The sequence below is a fragment of the Streptomyces cyaneofuscatus genome (assembly GCF_033109485.1).
Classification (GTDB): Bacteria; Actinomycetota; Actinomycetes; order Streptomycetales; family Streptomycetaceae; genus Streptomyces; species Streptomyces cyaneofuscatus.
In genome coordinates, this window is record NZ_CP137002.1 from 7,631,842 (window position 1) to 7,645,497 (window position 13,656).

Consider the following 13,656-nt stretch of genomic DNA (forward strand, 5'->3'; position numbering starts at 1 on the left):
GCTCCACTGCGGCGTTGTCGTTCCCTCGGCGCGGCACCTTTCGATTCTTGGGTCGCCGTCCGTGTCCGGCCTCCGGGGCGGCCCGCACGGGTGACCCGGCCGTGCGTGTGACAGGCCGCGTGTCACATCGCGGCGAGCCCGTCCGTCGTAGGGGTGTAGCGACCGACAACGGCGAAGGAGCCGACAAGATGAACGCCCGTTTGAACGTCCTGGGCAGCCCGACCACGGCCACGATCCTCAAGCACCTGACGGCGGCGGGGCGGGCGGTCTCGGAGGCGGGGCTGTCCACCATCACGCAGGAGCTGGTGAAGATCCGGGCCAGCCAGATCAACGGCTGCGGGTTCTGCACCGACATGCACACCAAGGAGGCCGAGGCTGCCGGGGAGACGTCCCTGCGCCTCAACCTGATCGCGGTGTGGCGGGAGGCCACGGTCTTCACCGACGCCGAGCGCGCCGCCCTGGAGCTGACCGAGCAGGGCACCCGCATCGCGGACGCGGCCGGCGGGGTCCCGGACGGGGTCTGGGCGCGGGCCGCCGAGCACTACGACGAGGACCAGCTCGTCGCGCTGGTCTCCCTGATCGCCCTCATCAACGCCTTCAACCGGCTGAACGTGATCGTCCAGCAGCCGGCGGGCGACTACAAGGTGGGCCAGTTCGGCTGACCGGTGTGTGACCCGGCCCCGGCCGGGGAGGTGTGCGGCATGCACTCCTGGAATCTGCACGACATGCCCGACCTCTCCGGCAGGACCGCCGTGGTCACCGGCGCCAACAGCGGCATCGGGGCCGTCACCGCGCTCGCCCTCGCCCGCTCCGGCGCCCGTACCGTCCTCGCCTGCCGCGACGCCGAGCGGGGCCGGCGCGCACTGGAGGCCGTACGCCGCGCCGCACCGCGCTCCGACACCCGCCTCGTCCGTCTGGACCTCGCGGATCTGGCCTCCGTGGCCGAGGCGGCCGACGCCATCGCCAAGGAGGTGGACGGCCGCCTCGACCTCCTGGTGAACAACGCCGGGGTGATGGCCCTGCCGCTCCTGCGCACGGCGGACGGCTTCGAGATGCAGTTCGGCACCAACCACCTCGGCCACTTCGCCCTGACCCTCCGGCTGCTGCCGGTGCTCGGCGTGGCGGGACCGGCCCGGGTGGTGACCCTGTCCTCGCTGGGCCACCGCATCGGCCGCATCGACCTCGACGATCTCAACGCCGAGCGCGGGTACAGCAAGTGGGGCGCCTACGCGCAGTCCAAGCTCGCCAACCTGCTCTTCACCGCCGAACTCGACCGCCGCGCCCGGGCCTCCGGCCGCGACCTGCTCGCCCTCGCCGCGCACCCCGGCCTCGCCGCGACGGAGCTGGGGCAGGCGGGCCCGAAGCTGTCGGGGCGGAACTGGGCGGCGAAGCTGGAGCGGGCCTCGCGCCTGTACACCCAGCCCGCCTCGGCCGGTGCCCTGCCCACGCTGTACGCGGCGACGCTTCCGGACGCGCCCGGCGCCTCGTACTACGGCCCCCGGCACCTGGGTGAGACCCGGGGAGCCCCGGGCCCGGCGCGCAGGTCCGCCCGGGCGCGGGACATGGGCATGGCGCGGGCGCTGTGGGAGGAGTCGGCGCGCCTGACGGGCCTGGATCCGGACCTCGTCTGAGGGAGGGGCGGTCAGCGGGAGGCGGGATGGCGATGTACGGTCAGCTCAAGGCTCTCACCGGCGGTTATTCGGTCAACGGCCTTGTACGGACAGTGAGTAGAGGAGAGACATGAGCGTCGACGACGTCGAGTTCCGCCGCAGGATCCGCTCCGATGTCCCGCACTCGGCGAGGGTGTGGAACGCCTGGCTGGGTGGCAAGGACAACTACCCCGTGGACCGCGAACTGGCCGACGCGGTCAGCGCGGCCTATCCGCAGATGGTCGACATCGCGCGCGCCTCCCGCGCGTTCCAGGCCCGCGCGATCCGGCACCTCGCCTCGCTGGGCATCCGTCAGTTCCTGGACGTGGGCACCGGCCTGCCGGTGGCGAACAGCACCCACGAGGTGGCCCAGGGCATCGCGCCCGACGCCCGGATCGTCTACGTGGACAACGACCCCATCGTCCTCGCCCACGCCCAGGCCCTGCTGACCAGCGCCCCGGAGGGCCGGACGGACTACGTGGACGCCGACCTGTCCGACACCGACACGGTGGTGGACGCGGCGGCCAAGACGCTCGACCTGTCCGAGCCCGTCGCCGTCCTGCTGCTCTCGACGCTGGGGCACCTGACCCCGGCCGACGGCATCGATGTCGTGCAGCGGTACATGGCCCGGATGCCCTCGGGCAGCTACCTGGTGCTCTGCGACACGGTGAAGACACCGCAGACGCTCGCCGCGCAGGAGGCGTACGACTCCGGCGAGAACCCGCCGTACCTGGTCCGGGAGCCGGAGGAGATCACCGGCTGCGCCGAGGGCCTGGAGATCATCGAGCCGGGCTTCCTCTCGATCGCGCTGTGGCGCCCCGAGGAGGACGACCCGGTGCTGGTCGACCAGTGGGGTCTGGTGGCCCGCAAGCCGTAGGCCGTGCGCGGGACGGTGCGGTGAGCTGAGCGGCGGAGGCCCCCGGGGCCTCCGCCGCTCTTCGGCCATCCGGGGTCCTTGGGACGGCCGAATACCCCCCAGGGGGTGTACGGCGGCGTTTTTGGAGTAGAAGCCAGAGGCAACCGACACCGCACGACCACGAGAAGGGCTGCCGCCGCCATGATTCCTGAGCCTCGGACCATCGCCGCCCCGAAGGCCATGACGTTCGACCGGCTGCTGGAGAAGATCAGATACGAGGGCGCCTACCCCACCCGGGAGCGGGCCGAGGAAGCCCTCCGTGCCGTTCTGGGCGGGCTCGGCGCCCAGATCACCGGCGAGGAGCGGGTCGCGTTCGCCGCCGCGCTCCCCAGGGAGGCCGCCCTGGTGTTCACCGCCGAGGCTCCCGGTATCGCCCCGGCCCCGGCCGCCCGGTTCGTGGACGACCTGGCCGCGCGGACCGGCGGCACCGCGGCGACCGCCCGCTGGGACGCGGGCACCGTACTGGCCGCGGTCGGCACGCTGATGGACCCGGCGCTGGTCACCCGGATCATCGAGGCCCTGCCGACCGGCTACGCCCTGCTCTTCGGCCGCGCGCAGCTCACCACGGCGGCCTGAGCGCAGCCGGCCCGGTCCGTGGCTCTCTCCACGGGCGGCGGCAGCCCCACCGGCCGTCAGACGACCTCGTCGAGGCGGCCGGTGGCGACGTCGAAGACGAAGCCGCGGACCTGGCCGGTGTGCGGGATGAACGGACTGCTCGTCACCCGCCGCAGGGACTGCCGTACGTCGTCGGCCGCGTCCGGGAACGCCTCGGCGGACCACGGCGGCCGGATACCGGTCTCCTTCTCGATGCCCTGGCGGAACGCGTCGTCGGAGAAGGTCACCATGCCGCAGTCGGTGTGGTGGATCAGCACGATCTCCCGCGTACCCAGGAGCCGCTGACTGATCGCCAGGGACCGCACCACGTCCTCGGTGACCACGCCCCCGGCGTTCCTGATGACATGTGCGTCGCCCTCGGCGAGACCGAGGATGCCGTACGGATTCAGCCGCGCGTCCATGCAGGCGACGACGGCCGTCCTACGGGCGGGGGGAAGCGGAAGGGGACCGTCGAACGTCGACGCGTACACCTCGTTGTGGGCGAGGAACTCCTCGGTCACGCTCATGGCTGCTCCAGGTGCTCGGCGCGGGGGGAGTCCCGAACCTACGCAGCCCCGCGGGCGGGGCGGAAGCCCGTCGCCGGGCCCGCCACGAGACCGCAATGTGCCCGCATTACTCCCTTTCGTACACCTGTTCCGGTCGTGTCCCGGTGTCACCCCTCCGCCGGGCGCTCCAGCACCCACAGCCGGTGGTCCCAGCCGATGTCGTCGCGGCGGCGCACCCGCAGTCCGGCCCGTACCGCCAGCGCGTCCAGCTCGTCCTGCGAGCGCAGCCCCGAGCCGAACAGGCAGGCCAGCCGCAGGTGTTGGAGCGTGGCGTCGATGTCGTCCGGGGCGGTGGGGCGGATCTGCTCCACCAGGAGCAGGGTCCCGTCGGAGGGGAGGGCGGCGGCCGCCTCGGTGAGCGCGAGGACGGCGTCCTCGTCGGCCAGCCGCTCCAGAAGACGCGAGACCAGGACGGTGCTGCCCCCATGCGGCACCGGCCCGGTCTGCGGGATCAGTTCGACGTTCGGGGAGACGTCGGTGTCGAGGATCTGCTCGTCCAGCACCCGGAGTTCGGAGGGCAGCGCCGCGATCCGCACCCGCAGCGCGGGGTACGCCTTGACCAGGGCGTTCACCAGCGTGCCGACACCATGGCCGCCGGCGGTCAGCGTGGAGACCGAGGCCCAGTCGTACGCCCCCAAGACCCCGGGCGCCACCCAGCGGGCCTCCTCCTCCACGGCCGCGCGGGCGCTGCCGGCCAGCCGCTCGTCGGTGTGCATGGCCGTGGCCACCCAGTCGCCGCCCGCGGTCCGGTAACCGGGCTCACCGGTCCGGAGCGTGTGCAGCAGACCCGAGAGCGAGAGGTCCATGGCCGCCTGCGCGCCGCCCAGGTGGTACTCGTCCGACGAGTGGTCGTCCTCCACCAGCTCCTCGCTGACCGGGGTCAGCCGGTGGCCCTCGCCGTCCGCCTCCAGCAGCCCGATCGCCACCAGGTAGTCCAGCAGCGCGCCGAGCAGCGACGGGTCGGTGCCCGTGCGGCGGGCCAGCTCGGCGGAGTCGGAGACCCCGCCGCGTACGAGGTCGAAGAGGCCGAGCGTCACGGCGGTCCGGATCGCGAAACCCGGGGCCAGGTCGGTGAGTTCATGCAGCCGCTCGTGCGCCTCCTCGTCCTCCGGCGCCGCTTCCCCGGCCGCGCCCGGGGCCGGTTCGGTGCGCCGCCAGTAGCCCGTGAAGTGGCACTGCTCGCGCGGAACCTGACGCTCGACGGCGATATGGCGGCGGATGCCCTTCAGGGTGACCGCCTCGCCCGCCGCCCACACGTAGACCGTGCCCGGCAGCCACTCCAGCGACCGGACGGCCTGCTCCAGGAGGTCGGTGGTGCCCGCCGGGGCGCCGTCCCGCGACAGCCAGGTGACGACCGCGTCCGCCGCCGTCGGCAACTCCTGTCGGTGGCTCTCCTCGCCGACCTCGACGAAGACCCGGGCCCGGGTGCCCGCAGGCATCTCCGCCAGCCACCGGGCGATCGCGGGCAGCGCCGTCTCGTCGCCGATGACCAGCAGCCAGTCCGCGCCCTCGGGGTGTCCGTGCGACATCTTCGGCCCGGCGATCCAGGTCACCTCACCCGGCTTCACCCGCTGCGCCCAGGAGGAGGCGACGCCACCTTGGTGCCGGACGAAGTCGAAGTCGATCTCCCCGGCCTCGGGATCGAACCGCACCGGCGTGTAGTCCTTGGCGAGCGGCCGCGCGTCCGCCGGCCAGTCCAGGCTGCTGACGTTCTGCCCCGGCAGCACCGGCGGCTCGTCGCCCTCCGCGAAGAAGAACTTCACATGGTCGTCGAACCCCTCCGTGCGCAGCGCCGGAAGATCCAGCCCGTCCCGGTGGAACGCGTGCAGCTGCGGGCCGCCGAGGGTGACCCGCCGCATGCCCGGGGTGACGTCCGCGACGCGCAGCACCGTCAGCTCCCTCAGCACGATGGGGAACGTCACGACGGGACGGGGGTTGCGGGTGGACACAGCTGCTGCTCCTTCGGATCCGGTACGCCCCAGGCTGGGGCGTGTCCGGCGGATCTTGACCGGGTCCGCGGCGTCTGGCACTTCCCCAAGCTCTCGGCTTCGCTCGAGCAGGGGAGACCCCATCCCTCGCGGCGTTGCCGAAACGCCCGAATCGCTCCGCGATGAGGACGTTCCAGCGCCTTGCGATGCACCGCACCAGACGCCGCGGCCTATCCGGCCCTGATCCACCGGACACACCCTAGGCCGCACGGGTGGGCGGCGATCCAACCAGCCGTCCAGCCGGTGCCACTGCGCGCCCCGTCCCGGGCGGTGTCTCCCCCTCCCGGGCCCGCGGCTTCGACCGGCCGCTCTCTGCCTTGGACCACGGCCGGAGCCCCGCTCCTACGGTGACCGGACCCGCCCGCACCACCGCCCGTGACCGAGGACAGCAGCCGCCCGTGATCTTCTCCCGCAGCCCCGCCGACCCCTCCGTACGGCTGCTCCGCCGCGCCCTGACCCAGGTGCGGGGCCACTTCCTGCGCTCGGTGGCCTGGGCCGCCCTGCGGCAGAGCGCCTTCCTGGCCATGCCCTGGCTGCTGGGCCGGGCCGTCGACGAGGGAGTCCAGACCGGATCGCCCGGCGGCGCCCTGCTGTACGGGGGCGGGTTCCTGGCCGCCGCCTGCGTCGAGTACGCCGGGATGCGGGGCTGGCAGTTGTGGGCCACGCTCGCCGACAACCGGGCCGGGACCTGGCTGCGCACCCGGCTGCTCAAGGCGATCCTCGCCGTCGACACCGACACCCTCCAGCGCCGCACCGGAACCTTCGGCGACCTCACCACCCGCGCCACCCGTGATGTGGACACCGTCCTTGTCTGGATCCATGGTCTGACCACATGGGTGGTCATCGGTCTGACCGCACTTGTCCTGGTCCCGGCCATCGGCCGGCTCGACCCGCTGCTCCTGCTGGTCGCCGCCGCCACCGTCCCCGTACTCCTCGTCGTCAACCGGGTGTTCCCGCCGGTCTTCGGCCGCCGCGCCGAGCACCTCGCGGCCGCCCACGGGGCCCGCGGCTCCGCCGCCGACGAACTCCTCACCGCCCTCCTCCCGCTCCGGGGCGTCGGCGCCGACCACGTCCTGGTGGAGCGGCACCACCGGCACAGCGCCGAGGTGACCCGCTCCACACTGCGGCTCGCCACGGTCGGGTCGGTGTGGGAGGCCGTCGCGTTCGCCGTCCCGCTGCTGGCCGTCACCGCCGGGCTGCTCGTCGGCGGCCTCGCCGTGGCCGACGGGCGGATCACCGTGGGGGCGCTGACCACCTTCGTGCTCTGGATGGGGACGGTCTCGCTCGCCGTCAACGCGATGATCGCCCGGCTCGGTGACCTGGCCGAGGCCCGGATCGCGGCGGGCCGGATCGCCCGCGTCCTGGACCTGCCCGGCCCGCCACGTCCGTACGTCGGTCTGCCCGAGCGCGATGTCCTACGGATCAATGGTCTGACCGTAACGCGCCCCGACCGCGCGCCCATCGGACCGCTGACCCTGACCACCACCCCCGGCGAGTGGATCGCGCTCACCGGACCCACCGGCTCCGGCAAGAGCACCCTGCTGCGCGCGATCGCCCAGCTCGTCCCCTCCTCCGGCACCGCCGCCTTCGGGGCCGTACCCCTGGACACCCTGGACCCGGAGCAGCTCCACCGCCTCGTGGGCTTCGTCCCCGAAGGGCCCCTCCTGCTCAACGGCACCGTCACCGAGAACCTCCTCCTCCCCGGCGACCGCCCGCCCGCCGAGGTCGCCGCCGCCGCGCACACCGCCGGACTCGACCTGGCCCTCGCGCAGCTGCCCGACGGCCTGGACACGCAGGTGGGGGAGCGCGGCGGTGCGCTCTCCGGCGGACAGCGCCAACTGGTCACCCTGGCCCGGGCGCTGCTGCGCGACTCTCCCGTCCTGCTGCTCGACGACGTGACCTCGGCCCTGGACGCCGGGACCGAGGCCGAGGTGCTGGACCGGCTCCGCGCCGCCACCGCCGACCGCATCGTCCTCTTCGCCACCCACGCACCCGCCGTCCGGGCCCGCGCCGACCGGGAGATCACCGTCGCGGCGACGCCCGGTACGCCGGGTACCGAACCTCCGGTGCCCGGCGCGCGAGGCACCGCACCCGCCCGTGAACAGGAACCGCTCCATGGCTGACCCCACGCTGCTCACCGACCTCCCCGACCAGCGCGCCGTGTTCCGCCGGGCCGCCCCCTTCCTGGCCGGACACCGCCTCGCCCTCGCCGCCACCGTCCTCCTCAACCTCGCCGGAGCCGCGGCCGCGGTCGGTGTCACCGCCGCGATCGGGCGGGTCGTCGACGCGGCGGGCGGCGGCGACCGGCCGGGGCTGCTCCGCCGGGTGCTGGTCCTGCTGCTGCTCGTCGCCGGCAGCGGGGTCCTCACCTGGCTCTCCCGCTACTGGCTGATCCGGACCGGCGAACACGTCCTCGCCGGACTCCGCGAGCGGGCGGCGGCCGCCGTGGGCGCGGCCCCGCTGCGATTCCTGGAGGCCCACCGCAGCGGGGAGCTGCTCCGCAGGCTGACCGGGGAGATCAACGGCCTCGCCTCCTTCGCCGCCGCCACCCTGCCCGACCTGGCGACCGCCGCCACGGTTCTGCTGCTCACCGTCGTCATGCTGGCCCTGTACTCCTGGCCGCTGACCGCCCTCCTGCTGCTCGCCTTCGTCCCTCCCGCCCTGCTGATCGTGCGCGCGTTCCACCGCCGGGCCGGAGCCGTCTACGCCGAAGTGGCCTCCGCCGAGGCGGCGGTGGTCTCCGGGTTCGCCGAATCACTGCCCGCACAGGAGCAGTTGAGGATCAGCGGGTCCGTGCCGCGCTGGCTGGGCCGGTTCGCCCGGGACAACGCCCGGCTCCAGGACGCGCAGAGCGCCGAGGTCCGCACCGAACTGCGCCTGAATCAGCTGGCGTTGCTCCAGGCGGGCTGCGTGGCGGGGCTGCTGGTGGTCAGCGCGGTCATGGTGGGCCGAGGGGCGCTGAGCGTCGGGGTGGCGGTGGTGTTCGTCCTCGCGACGCGGGACATCTTCCACCGCTTCGAGGATCTCGCGGGAGCCATCGGGGACGCCCGCGAGGCCCACGTACGGCTGGCCCGGCTCCTGGACCTCCTCCGGGCGACCGGAGGGGAAACCCGCGCAATCGCAGGTCCCGACCTGCCCGCCCGGGGTGAACTCGCCCTGACCGGCGTCGGGTTCGGCTACCGCGCGGGGCGCGACGTCCTCGACGGGCTCACGCTCACCGTCGCCGGCGGCGAACGGCTCGTCATCGCCGGGGAGACCGGCTCCGGCAAGTCCACCCTGGGCAAGCTCCTGGCGGGCCTCTACGCCCCCGACCGGGGCACCGTCCGCTTCGCCGGCCATGACCTCGCCACGGTGGACCCGAAGGCGCTCCGCTCCCGGATCGTCCTCGTACCGCAGGAGGTGTCCCTCGTCGACGGCACCCTCGCGGAGAACCTGGCCATGACCGCGGGCCGTCCGGACCGGGCCGCCGTGTCCCGTACCATCGGCCTGCTCGGGCTCGCGGAGTGGGTGGACTCGCTTCCGTACGGCCTCGACACCGCCGTCTCCACCCGTACCCTCTCCGCCGGGGAGCGCCAGCTCGTCGCCATCGCACGGGCCGCGCTCGCCGACCCGGCGGTGCTGATCCTGGACGAGGCGACCGCCGGGGTCGACCACGCCACTGCCGCCCGGATCGAGGAGGCGCTCTCCGCGCTCGCCGCCGACCGGACGCTCATCGTGATCGCCCACCGCGCGGACACCGTCGCCCGGGGCCGCCGCCTGCTGACCATGCCCGAAGGCCGCCTCACCGACATCGTGCGGGAGACGGCCGACAGGGGCTAGGAGAAGGTCACTTACCGGCGACCGCCTTCGCCAGGATCGGCGTCAGGTTCTCCACCACCCACGGGGCGCTCAGCGCGTCCGGGTAGGCGATGGCGGAGGCCAGGGTGTTCTCCGAGGGGACCACGGCGAAGTGCTTGTTCTTCACGACGTCAAGGGACCGGAAGAGCTTGTTGGTCTCCAACTCCGAGGCGGAGAGCAGGCCTTCGTCGCCGAACGGGTAGGTCATCAGCAGGACGTCGGACTCCAGCTCGTCCAGGTTCTCCAGGCTGACTCCGTTCTTGTTCGCGGAGTAGTCCTTCGACCGGGGGTGCTTGACCAGACCCAACTGCTCGAAGACGCCCGGGTCCTGGTCGGCGTAGGACATGTAGGTGATCTGCTCGGGGTGGACGACGGAGTAGGTGTACGTCTTCCCCTGGAACTCCGGGTGCGCCGCCGCCGCGTCCTTGAGCGTCTTCTCGTTGGCCGCGATCACCGCGTCCGCCTTCTCCGTCAGACCGAGCGCCTTGGCAGCCGTCTTGAGCCGCTCCTGCCAGGTCAGCGTGTCGGACTGCTTCTTGTCGGCGAAGGTGACGACCGGGGCGATCGGGCTGAGCTTGGCGTAGTCGGTGTCCATGTCCCACGTGTTCACCCCGAGGATCACGTCCGGCTCCTCGGCGGCGATCGCCTCGTAGTCGGTGCCGTCCGTGTCGTCGTAGGTCTTGAGCTTCTTCTCGCCCAGCTTCGTGATCGCCCGCTGCTTGTACTCGGCGACCTGGTCGCCGTCCTCCACGTCCGGGGTGATCACCGGGACCAGCCCGAGGGCCAGGGCGATGGCGGTGTCGCCATCGGAGACGGTGGCGACTCTGACGGGCTTCTCCTTCACCTCCGTACGGCCCCAGGCGTTGGTCAGGGCGACGGGGAAGGAGCCACCCCCGGCGGAAGCCTTGGAGCCGGAGGAGCCGGTGCCGGTCCCGGTCTCGGAGGAGAACCCGCAGGCGGTGAGGAGGCCGAGGCAGGTGGTGGAGGCGAGCAGGGCGGCGGTGAGCGACCGGCGGCGTACGGAAAGGGACATCGGTTCAGTTCTCCAGCGTGAGGGTGCGGCGGCCCAGGGGGAAGATCTGGGGCTTCGCGGTACGGGGATGGGGGACGACGACGCAGTTCAGACCGAACACGTCGGCGACGGTTTCCTCGGTGAGCACATGCTCGGGCGGCCCCTGGTGCACGATCCGGCCGCCGCGCATGGCGACGATGGTCGAGGCGTAGAGGGCGGCCTGGTTGAGGTCGTGGGAGACCAGCACGATCGTCTTGCCGGTCTTCTCGTTGAGATCGCCCAGCAGGTCCATGACCTCGAACTGGTGGGCGATGTCCAGGTAGGTGGTGGGCTCGTCGAGCAGGAGCGCCGGGGTGTCCTGGGCGAGTGCGAGGGCGATCCAGACGCGCTGGCGCTGTCCGCCGGAGAGTTCGTCCACCGGTCGGTCGATCAGCTCGGCGGTGCCGGTGGCCAGGAGGGCGTCGGTGATCAGCTCGTCGTCGGCCGCCGTGCGACGCTGGCCGAACCTGCGGTGCGGGTGACGGCCGCGCCAGACCAGGTCGCCGACCGTGATCGACTCCGGGGCGATCGGGGACTGCGGCAGGATGCCCAGCTTCCGGGCCACCTCGCGGGTCGGCATGGCGTGGATGTCGGAGCCCTCCAGGAGCACCGAACCCGCCGCGATCGGCAGCAGCCGGGCGATGGACTTGAGCAGGGTGGACTTGCCGCAGGCGTTCGGTCCGACGAGCGCCGTGATCTCCCCGGCCGGGACGGCGACCGAGAGGCCGTCGATGACCGGCGCCTTGCCGTACCCGGCGGTGATGGAGCGGGCTTCGATGTGGTGGGTCACGACGTGGCTCCGGGTCTGCGCCGAAGGATCAGCCAGACGAAGTAGGGCGCGCCGAGCAGCGCGGTGAGGACCCCGGTGGGCACCGGGCTGATCAGAGGGGCGTTCTGGGCGAGGACGTCCGCGCCCAGCACCAGGGCCGCCCCGACGAACGGGGCGAGGCCGAAGGCCCGGTCCGCGCCGACCAGCCGGGCCGCGATCGGCCCGCTGATCAGCGAGACGAACCCGATCGGCCCGACGACACTCGTGGCGAGCGCCGCCGCCCCCGCGCCGAGCGCGAGGACGGCGACCCGGGCGCGGGTCACGGACGTGCCGAGGCCGGTGGCCAGTTCGTCGCCGAGCGACATCGAGCTCAGCGGGCGGCCGAGCCGCGCGGCGCACAGGACGCAGACGGCGAGCCCGACGGCGAGGGTGGTCACCCCGGTCCAGTCGACGCCGTTGACGCTGCCGATCAGCCAGCGCATCGCGACGGCGATGCTGTGCTGGTCGGCCACGCTGAACAGGTAGTTGGTGTACGCGGTGCAGACGCCGCTGAGCCCGATGCCCACCAGCACCAGCCGGTAGGTGTTCAGCCCGCCGCGCAGACTCAGCGCGTACACCGCGCCCAGCAGCACGAGCGACCCGGTGACGGCGGCGAGCGGCGCCCCGAGGGGGAGGGCCGGGGCGAACAGCAGCACGGTGGTGGCACCGGCGCCCGCCCCCGCCGAGATCCCGACGATGTCCGGTGTGGCCAGCGGGTTACGGATCAGCCGCTGGTACAGCGCCCCGGCCAGGCCGAACAACGCACCGGAGAGCAGGGCGGCCAGGGCGCGCGGCACCCGGATGCGGAAGATCATGTAGTCGGCGAGTCCGGTACGCAGTCCGAACGCGGCGGGCAGCACATCGGCCGGGTCGACCCGCCCCACCCCGCCGAGCAGCACCGACGCGACGAGCAGCCCGGTCAGCAGCACGGTGAGGACGGCGACGGCGAGGACCGTACGGCGCGACCGGGCCCGCCGGTCCGCCAGCAGCCGCGCCAGGGTCGCCTCCCGCAGCGCGGAATCGGGCGCGGGGTGACGTATCAGCAGCTCCATCACACACGCACCAGATTCCGGCGGCGGGCCAGCCAGACGAAGAACGGGGTGCCGACGACCGCCGTCATCACGCCCACCTGGATCTCGCCGTGGTCCAGCACCAGCCGGCCCGCGATGTCCGCGCCGATCAGCAGGATCGCCCCGCACGCCATCGACAGCGGCAGCGACCAGCGGTGGTCGGCCCCCGCCAGCATCCGGGCGCAGTGGGCCGCCACCAGACCCACGAACGCCACCGGGCCCACGGCGGCGGTCGCGGCCGCGCAGAGCAGCACCGCGACCGCCGCACCGAGGAGTTGCGCGCGCTCGACGCGGACACCGAGCCCGCGCGCGGCGTCCTCGCCCATGCTGAGCACGTTGAGCGTGCGCCCGAACGGCAGCGCCAGCAGCAGTCCGGCGACCGCGAACGGCAGGATCTCGTCGAGGACCTTGCCCCGGCCGGTGAGCTGTCCCATCGACCAGAACCGCAGGTGCGCGTAGACCGCCTCGTCCCGGACGACCAGCAGGGTGATCAGCGACGACATCACGGCGGCGAGCGCCACCCCGGCCAGCACCAGCCCGAGGGTGGAGCTGCCCGCGTTGGTCCGGGTCCCGATCAGATAGACGAGCGCCGAGGTGAACGCGGCCCCCGCCAGCGCCAGCCAGAAGTAGCCGGTCGCCCCGGTGATGTCCAGGAACAGGATGCCGAGGACGACGAACATCGCGGCCCCCTGCTCGATGCCCAGGATGCCGGGATCGGCCAGCGGGTTCATCGTGAGCGCCTGCATCATCAGCCCCGAGGCGCCCAGCGCGGCGCCCACGGTCAGCCCGAGCAGGGTGCGCGGGATGCGTTCGGTCCACAGGACGTGGCTGTTGTAGCCGGTGCCGTCGGGGTGCAGCAGAATGCGCACGACCTCCGGCGGGGAGATGTCGCGGGCACCGAGCGCGATGCTCGCGACGACCGCGACGGCGAGAACGGCGCAGGCGGCCAGCGTCAGCGCCGTACCGCGCGAGGAGGAGGTCCTCGCCGGTGGTGGCGGTGGCGTCGGCGTCACCGGCGGGGACGTGGCGTACATGGGGATTCCTGGGCTCCTCACCTGGGCAAGCGGCAGGTTAGGTTACCCTTATCCAGCTTTGGGACGGTCCAATGCCGGAGCCGTTCCACTCACAATCAGGGGTCAACAGAACCGGCCCCGCGCTGCTTGGAGGACGGTGTGGC

The 13,656-nt window shown here is 73.0% G+C and carries 12 protein-coding genes; 6 read left to right on the top strand and 6 right to left on the bottom strand.

Translation table 11 applies throughout. From position 1 onward, the window contains the following. Positions 1-188: 188 nt before the first annotated feature. The 4 genes from R2B67_RS33815 (at position 189) to R2B67_RS33830 (ending at position 3,141) form a co-directional block, all read left to right on the top strand. Positions 189-662 carry a carboxymuconolactone decarboxylase family protein gene (locus R2B67_RS33815; RefSeq protein WP_317823987.1) on the top strand — a complete coding sequence of 158 codons (474 nt, stop codon included), beginning with the start codon at positions 189-191 and terminating at the stop codon, positions 660-662. 39 nt (positions 663-701) lie between these two features. Continuing rightward, complete coding sequence (locus R2B67_RS33820; protein WP_317823988.1) at positions 702-1,631, top strand: oxidoreductase; 930 nt, start codon at positions 702-704, stop codon at positions 1,629-1,631. A 109-nt stretch (positions 1,632-1,740) separates the two neighbouring features. Next, entirely contained in the window at positions 1,741-2,526 is a 786-nt protein-coding gene (locus tag R2B67_RS33825) for an SAM-dependent methyltransferase (protein WP_109976673.1), read from the top strand. 180 nt (positions 2,527-2,706) lie between these two features. Continuing rightward, complete coding sequence (locus R2B67_RS33830) at positions 2,707-3,141, top strand: DUF2267 domain-containing protein (protein WP_317823991.1); 435 nt, start codon at positions 2,707-2,709, stop codon at positions 3,139-3,141. Between the two features lie 56 nt (positions 3,142-3,197). Here R2B67_RS33830 and R2B67_RS33835 read toward each other — a convergent pair whose 3' ends face one another. Next, positions 3,198-3,686, bottom strand: a complete 489-nt coding sequence (locus R2B67_RS33835) for a beta-class carbonic anhydrase (RefSeq protein ID WP_109976670.1) — start codon at positions 3,684-3,686, stop codon at positions 3,198-3,200. Positions 3,687-3,832: 146 nt separating this feature from the next. After that, positions 3,833-5,674 carry an SIP domain-containing protein gene (locus tag R2B67_RS33840; RefSeq protein ID WP_317823994.1) on the bottom strand — a complete coding sequence of 614 codons (1,842 nt, stop codon included), beginning with the start codon at positions 5,672-5,674 and terminating at the stop codon, positions 3,833-3,835. A gap of 386 nt (positions 5,675-6,060) precedes the next feature. On the opposite strand from R2B67_RS33840, the gene R2B67_RS33845 reads away from it, so the two are divergent. Together R2B67_RS33845 and R2B67_RS33850 are read left to right on the top strand one after the other, a co-directional pair. After that, positions 6,061-7,836, top strand: coding sequence for an ABC transporter ATP-binding protein (locus R2B67_RS33845; RefSeq protein WP_317823996.1), 1,776 nt, complete (start codon positions 6,061-6,063; stop codon positions 7,834-7,836). Beyond that, positions 7,829-9,532, top strand: a complete 1,704-nt coding sequence (locus tag R2B67_RS33850) for an ABC transporter ATP-binding protein (RefSeq protein ID WP_317823998.1) — start codon at positions 7,829-7,831, stop codon at positions 9,530-9,532. The genes R2B67_RS33845 and R2B67_RS33850 overlap by 8 nt, the downstream gene beginning before the upstream one ends. Positions 9,533-9,539: 7 nt before the next feature. Here the strand turns inward: R2B67_RS33850 and R2B67_RS33855 are convergent, their stop codons facing one another. The 4 genes from R2B67_RS33855 to R2B67_RS33870 are packed head-to-tail and all read right to left on the bottom strand — an operon-like array spanning position 9,540 to position 13,513. Next, positions 9,540-10,583, bottom strand: coding sequence for an ABC transporter substrate-binding protein (locus R2B67_RS33855; RefSeq protein WP_317824000.1), 1,044 nt, complete (start codon positions 10,581-10,583; stop codon positions 9,540-9,542). 4 nt (positions 10,584-10,587) lie between these two features. After that, positions 10,588-11,391: an ABC transporter ATP-binding protein gene (locus R2B67_RS33860; protein WP_018514844.1), complete on the bottom strand. Its 804-nt coding sequence runs from the start codon at positions 11,389-11,391 to the stop codon at positions 10,588-10,590. Further along, the gene (locus R2B67_RS33865) at positions 11,388-12,461 is read right to left on the bottom strand and encodes a FecCD family ABC transporter permease (protein ID WP_018514845.1); all 1,074 of its coding nucleotides are present in this window, start codon (positions 12,459-12,461) and stop codon (positions 11,388-11,390) included. Before R2B67_RS33865 ends, R2B67_RS33860 begins: the two co-directional genes overlap by 4 nt. After that, on the bottom strand, positions 12,461-13,513 hold the full coding sequence (locus tag R2B67_RS33870; protein ID WP_317824005.1) for a FecCD family ABC transporter permease: 1,053 nt from the start codon (positions 13,511-13,513) through the stop codon (positions 12,461-12,463). The genes R2B67_RS33865 and R2B67_RS33870 overlap by 1 nt, the downstream gene beginning before the upstream one ends. Between the last annotated feature and the right edge of the window lie 143 nt (positions 13,514-13,656).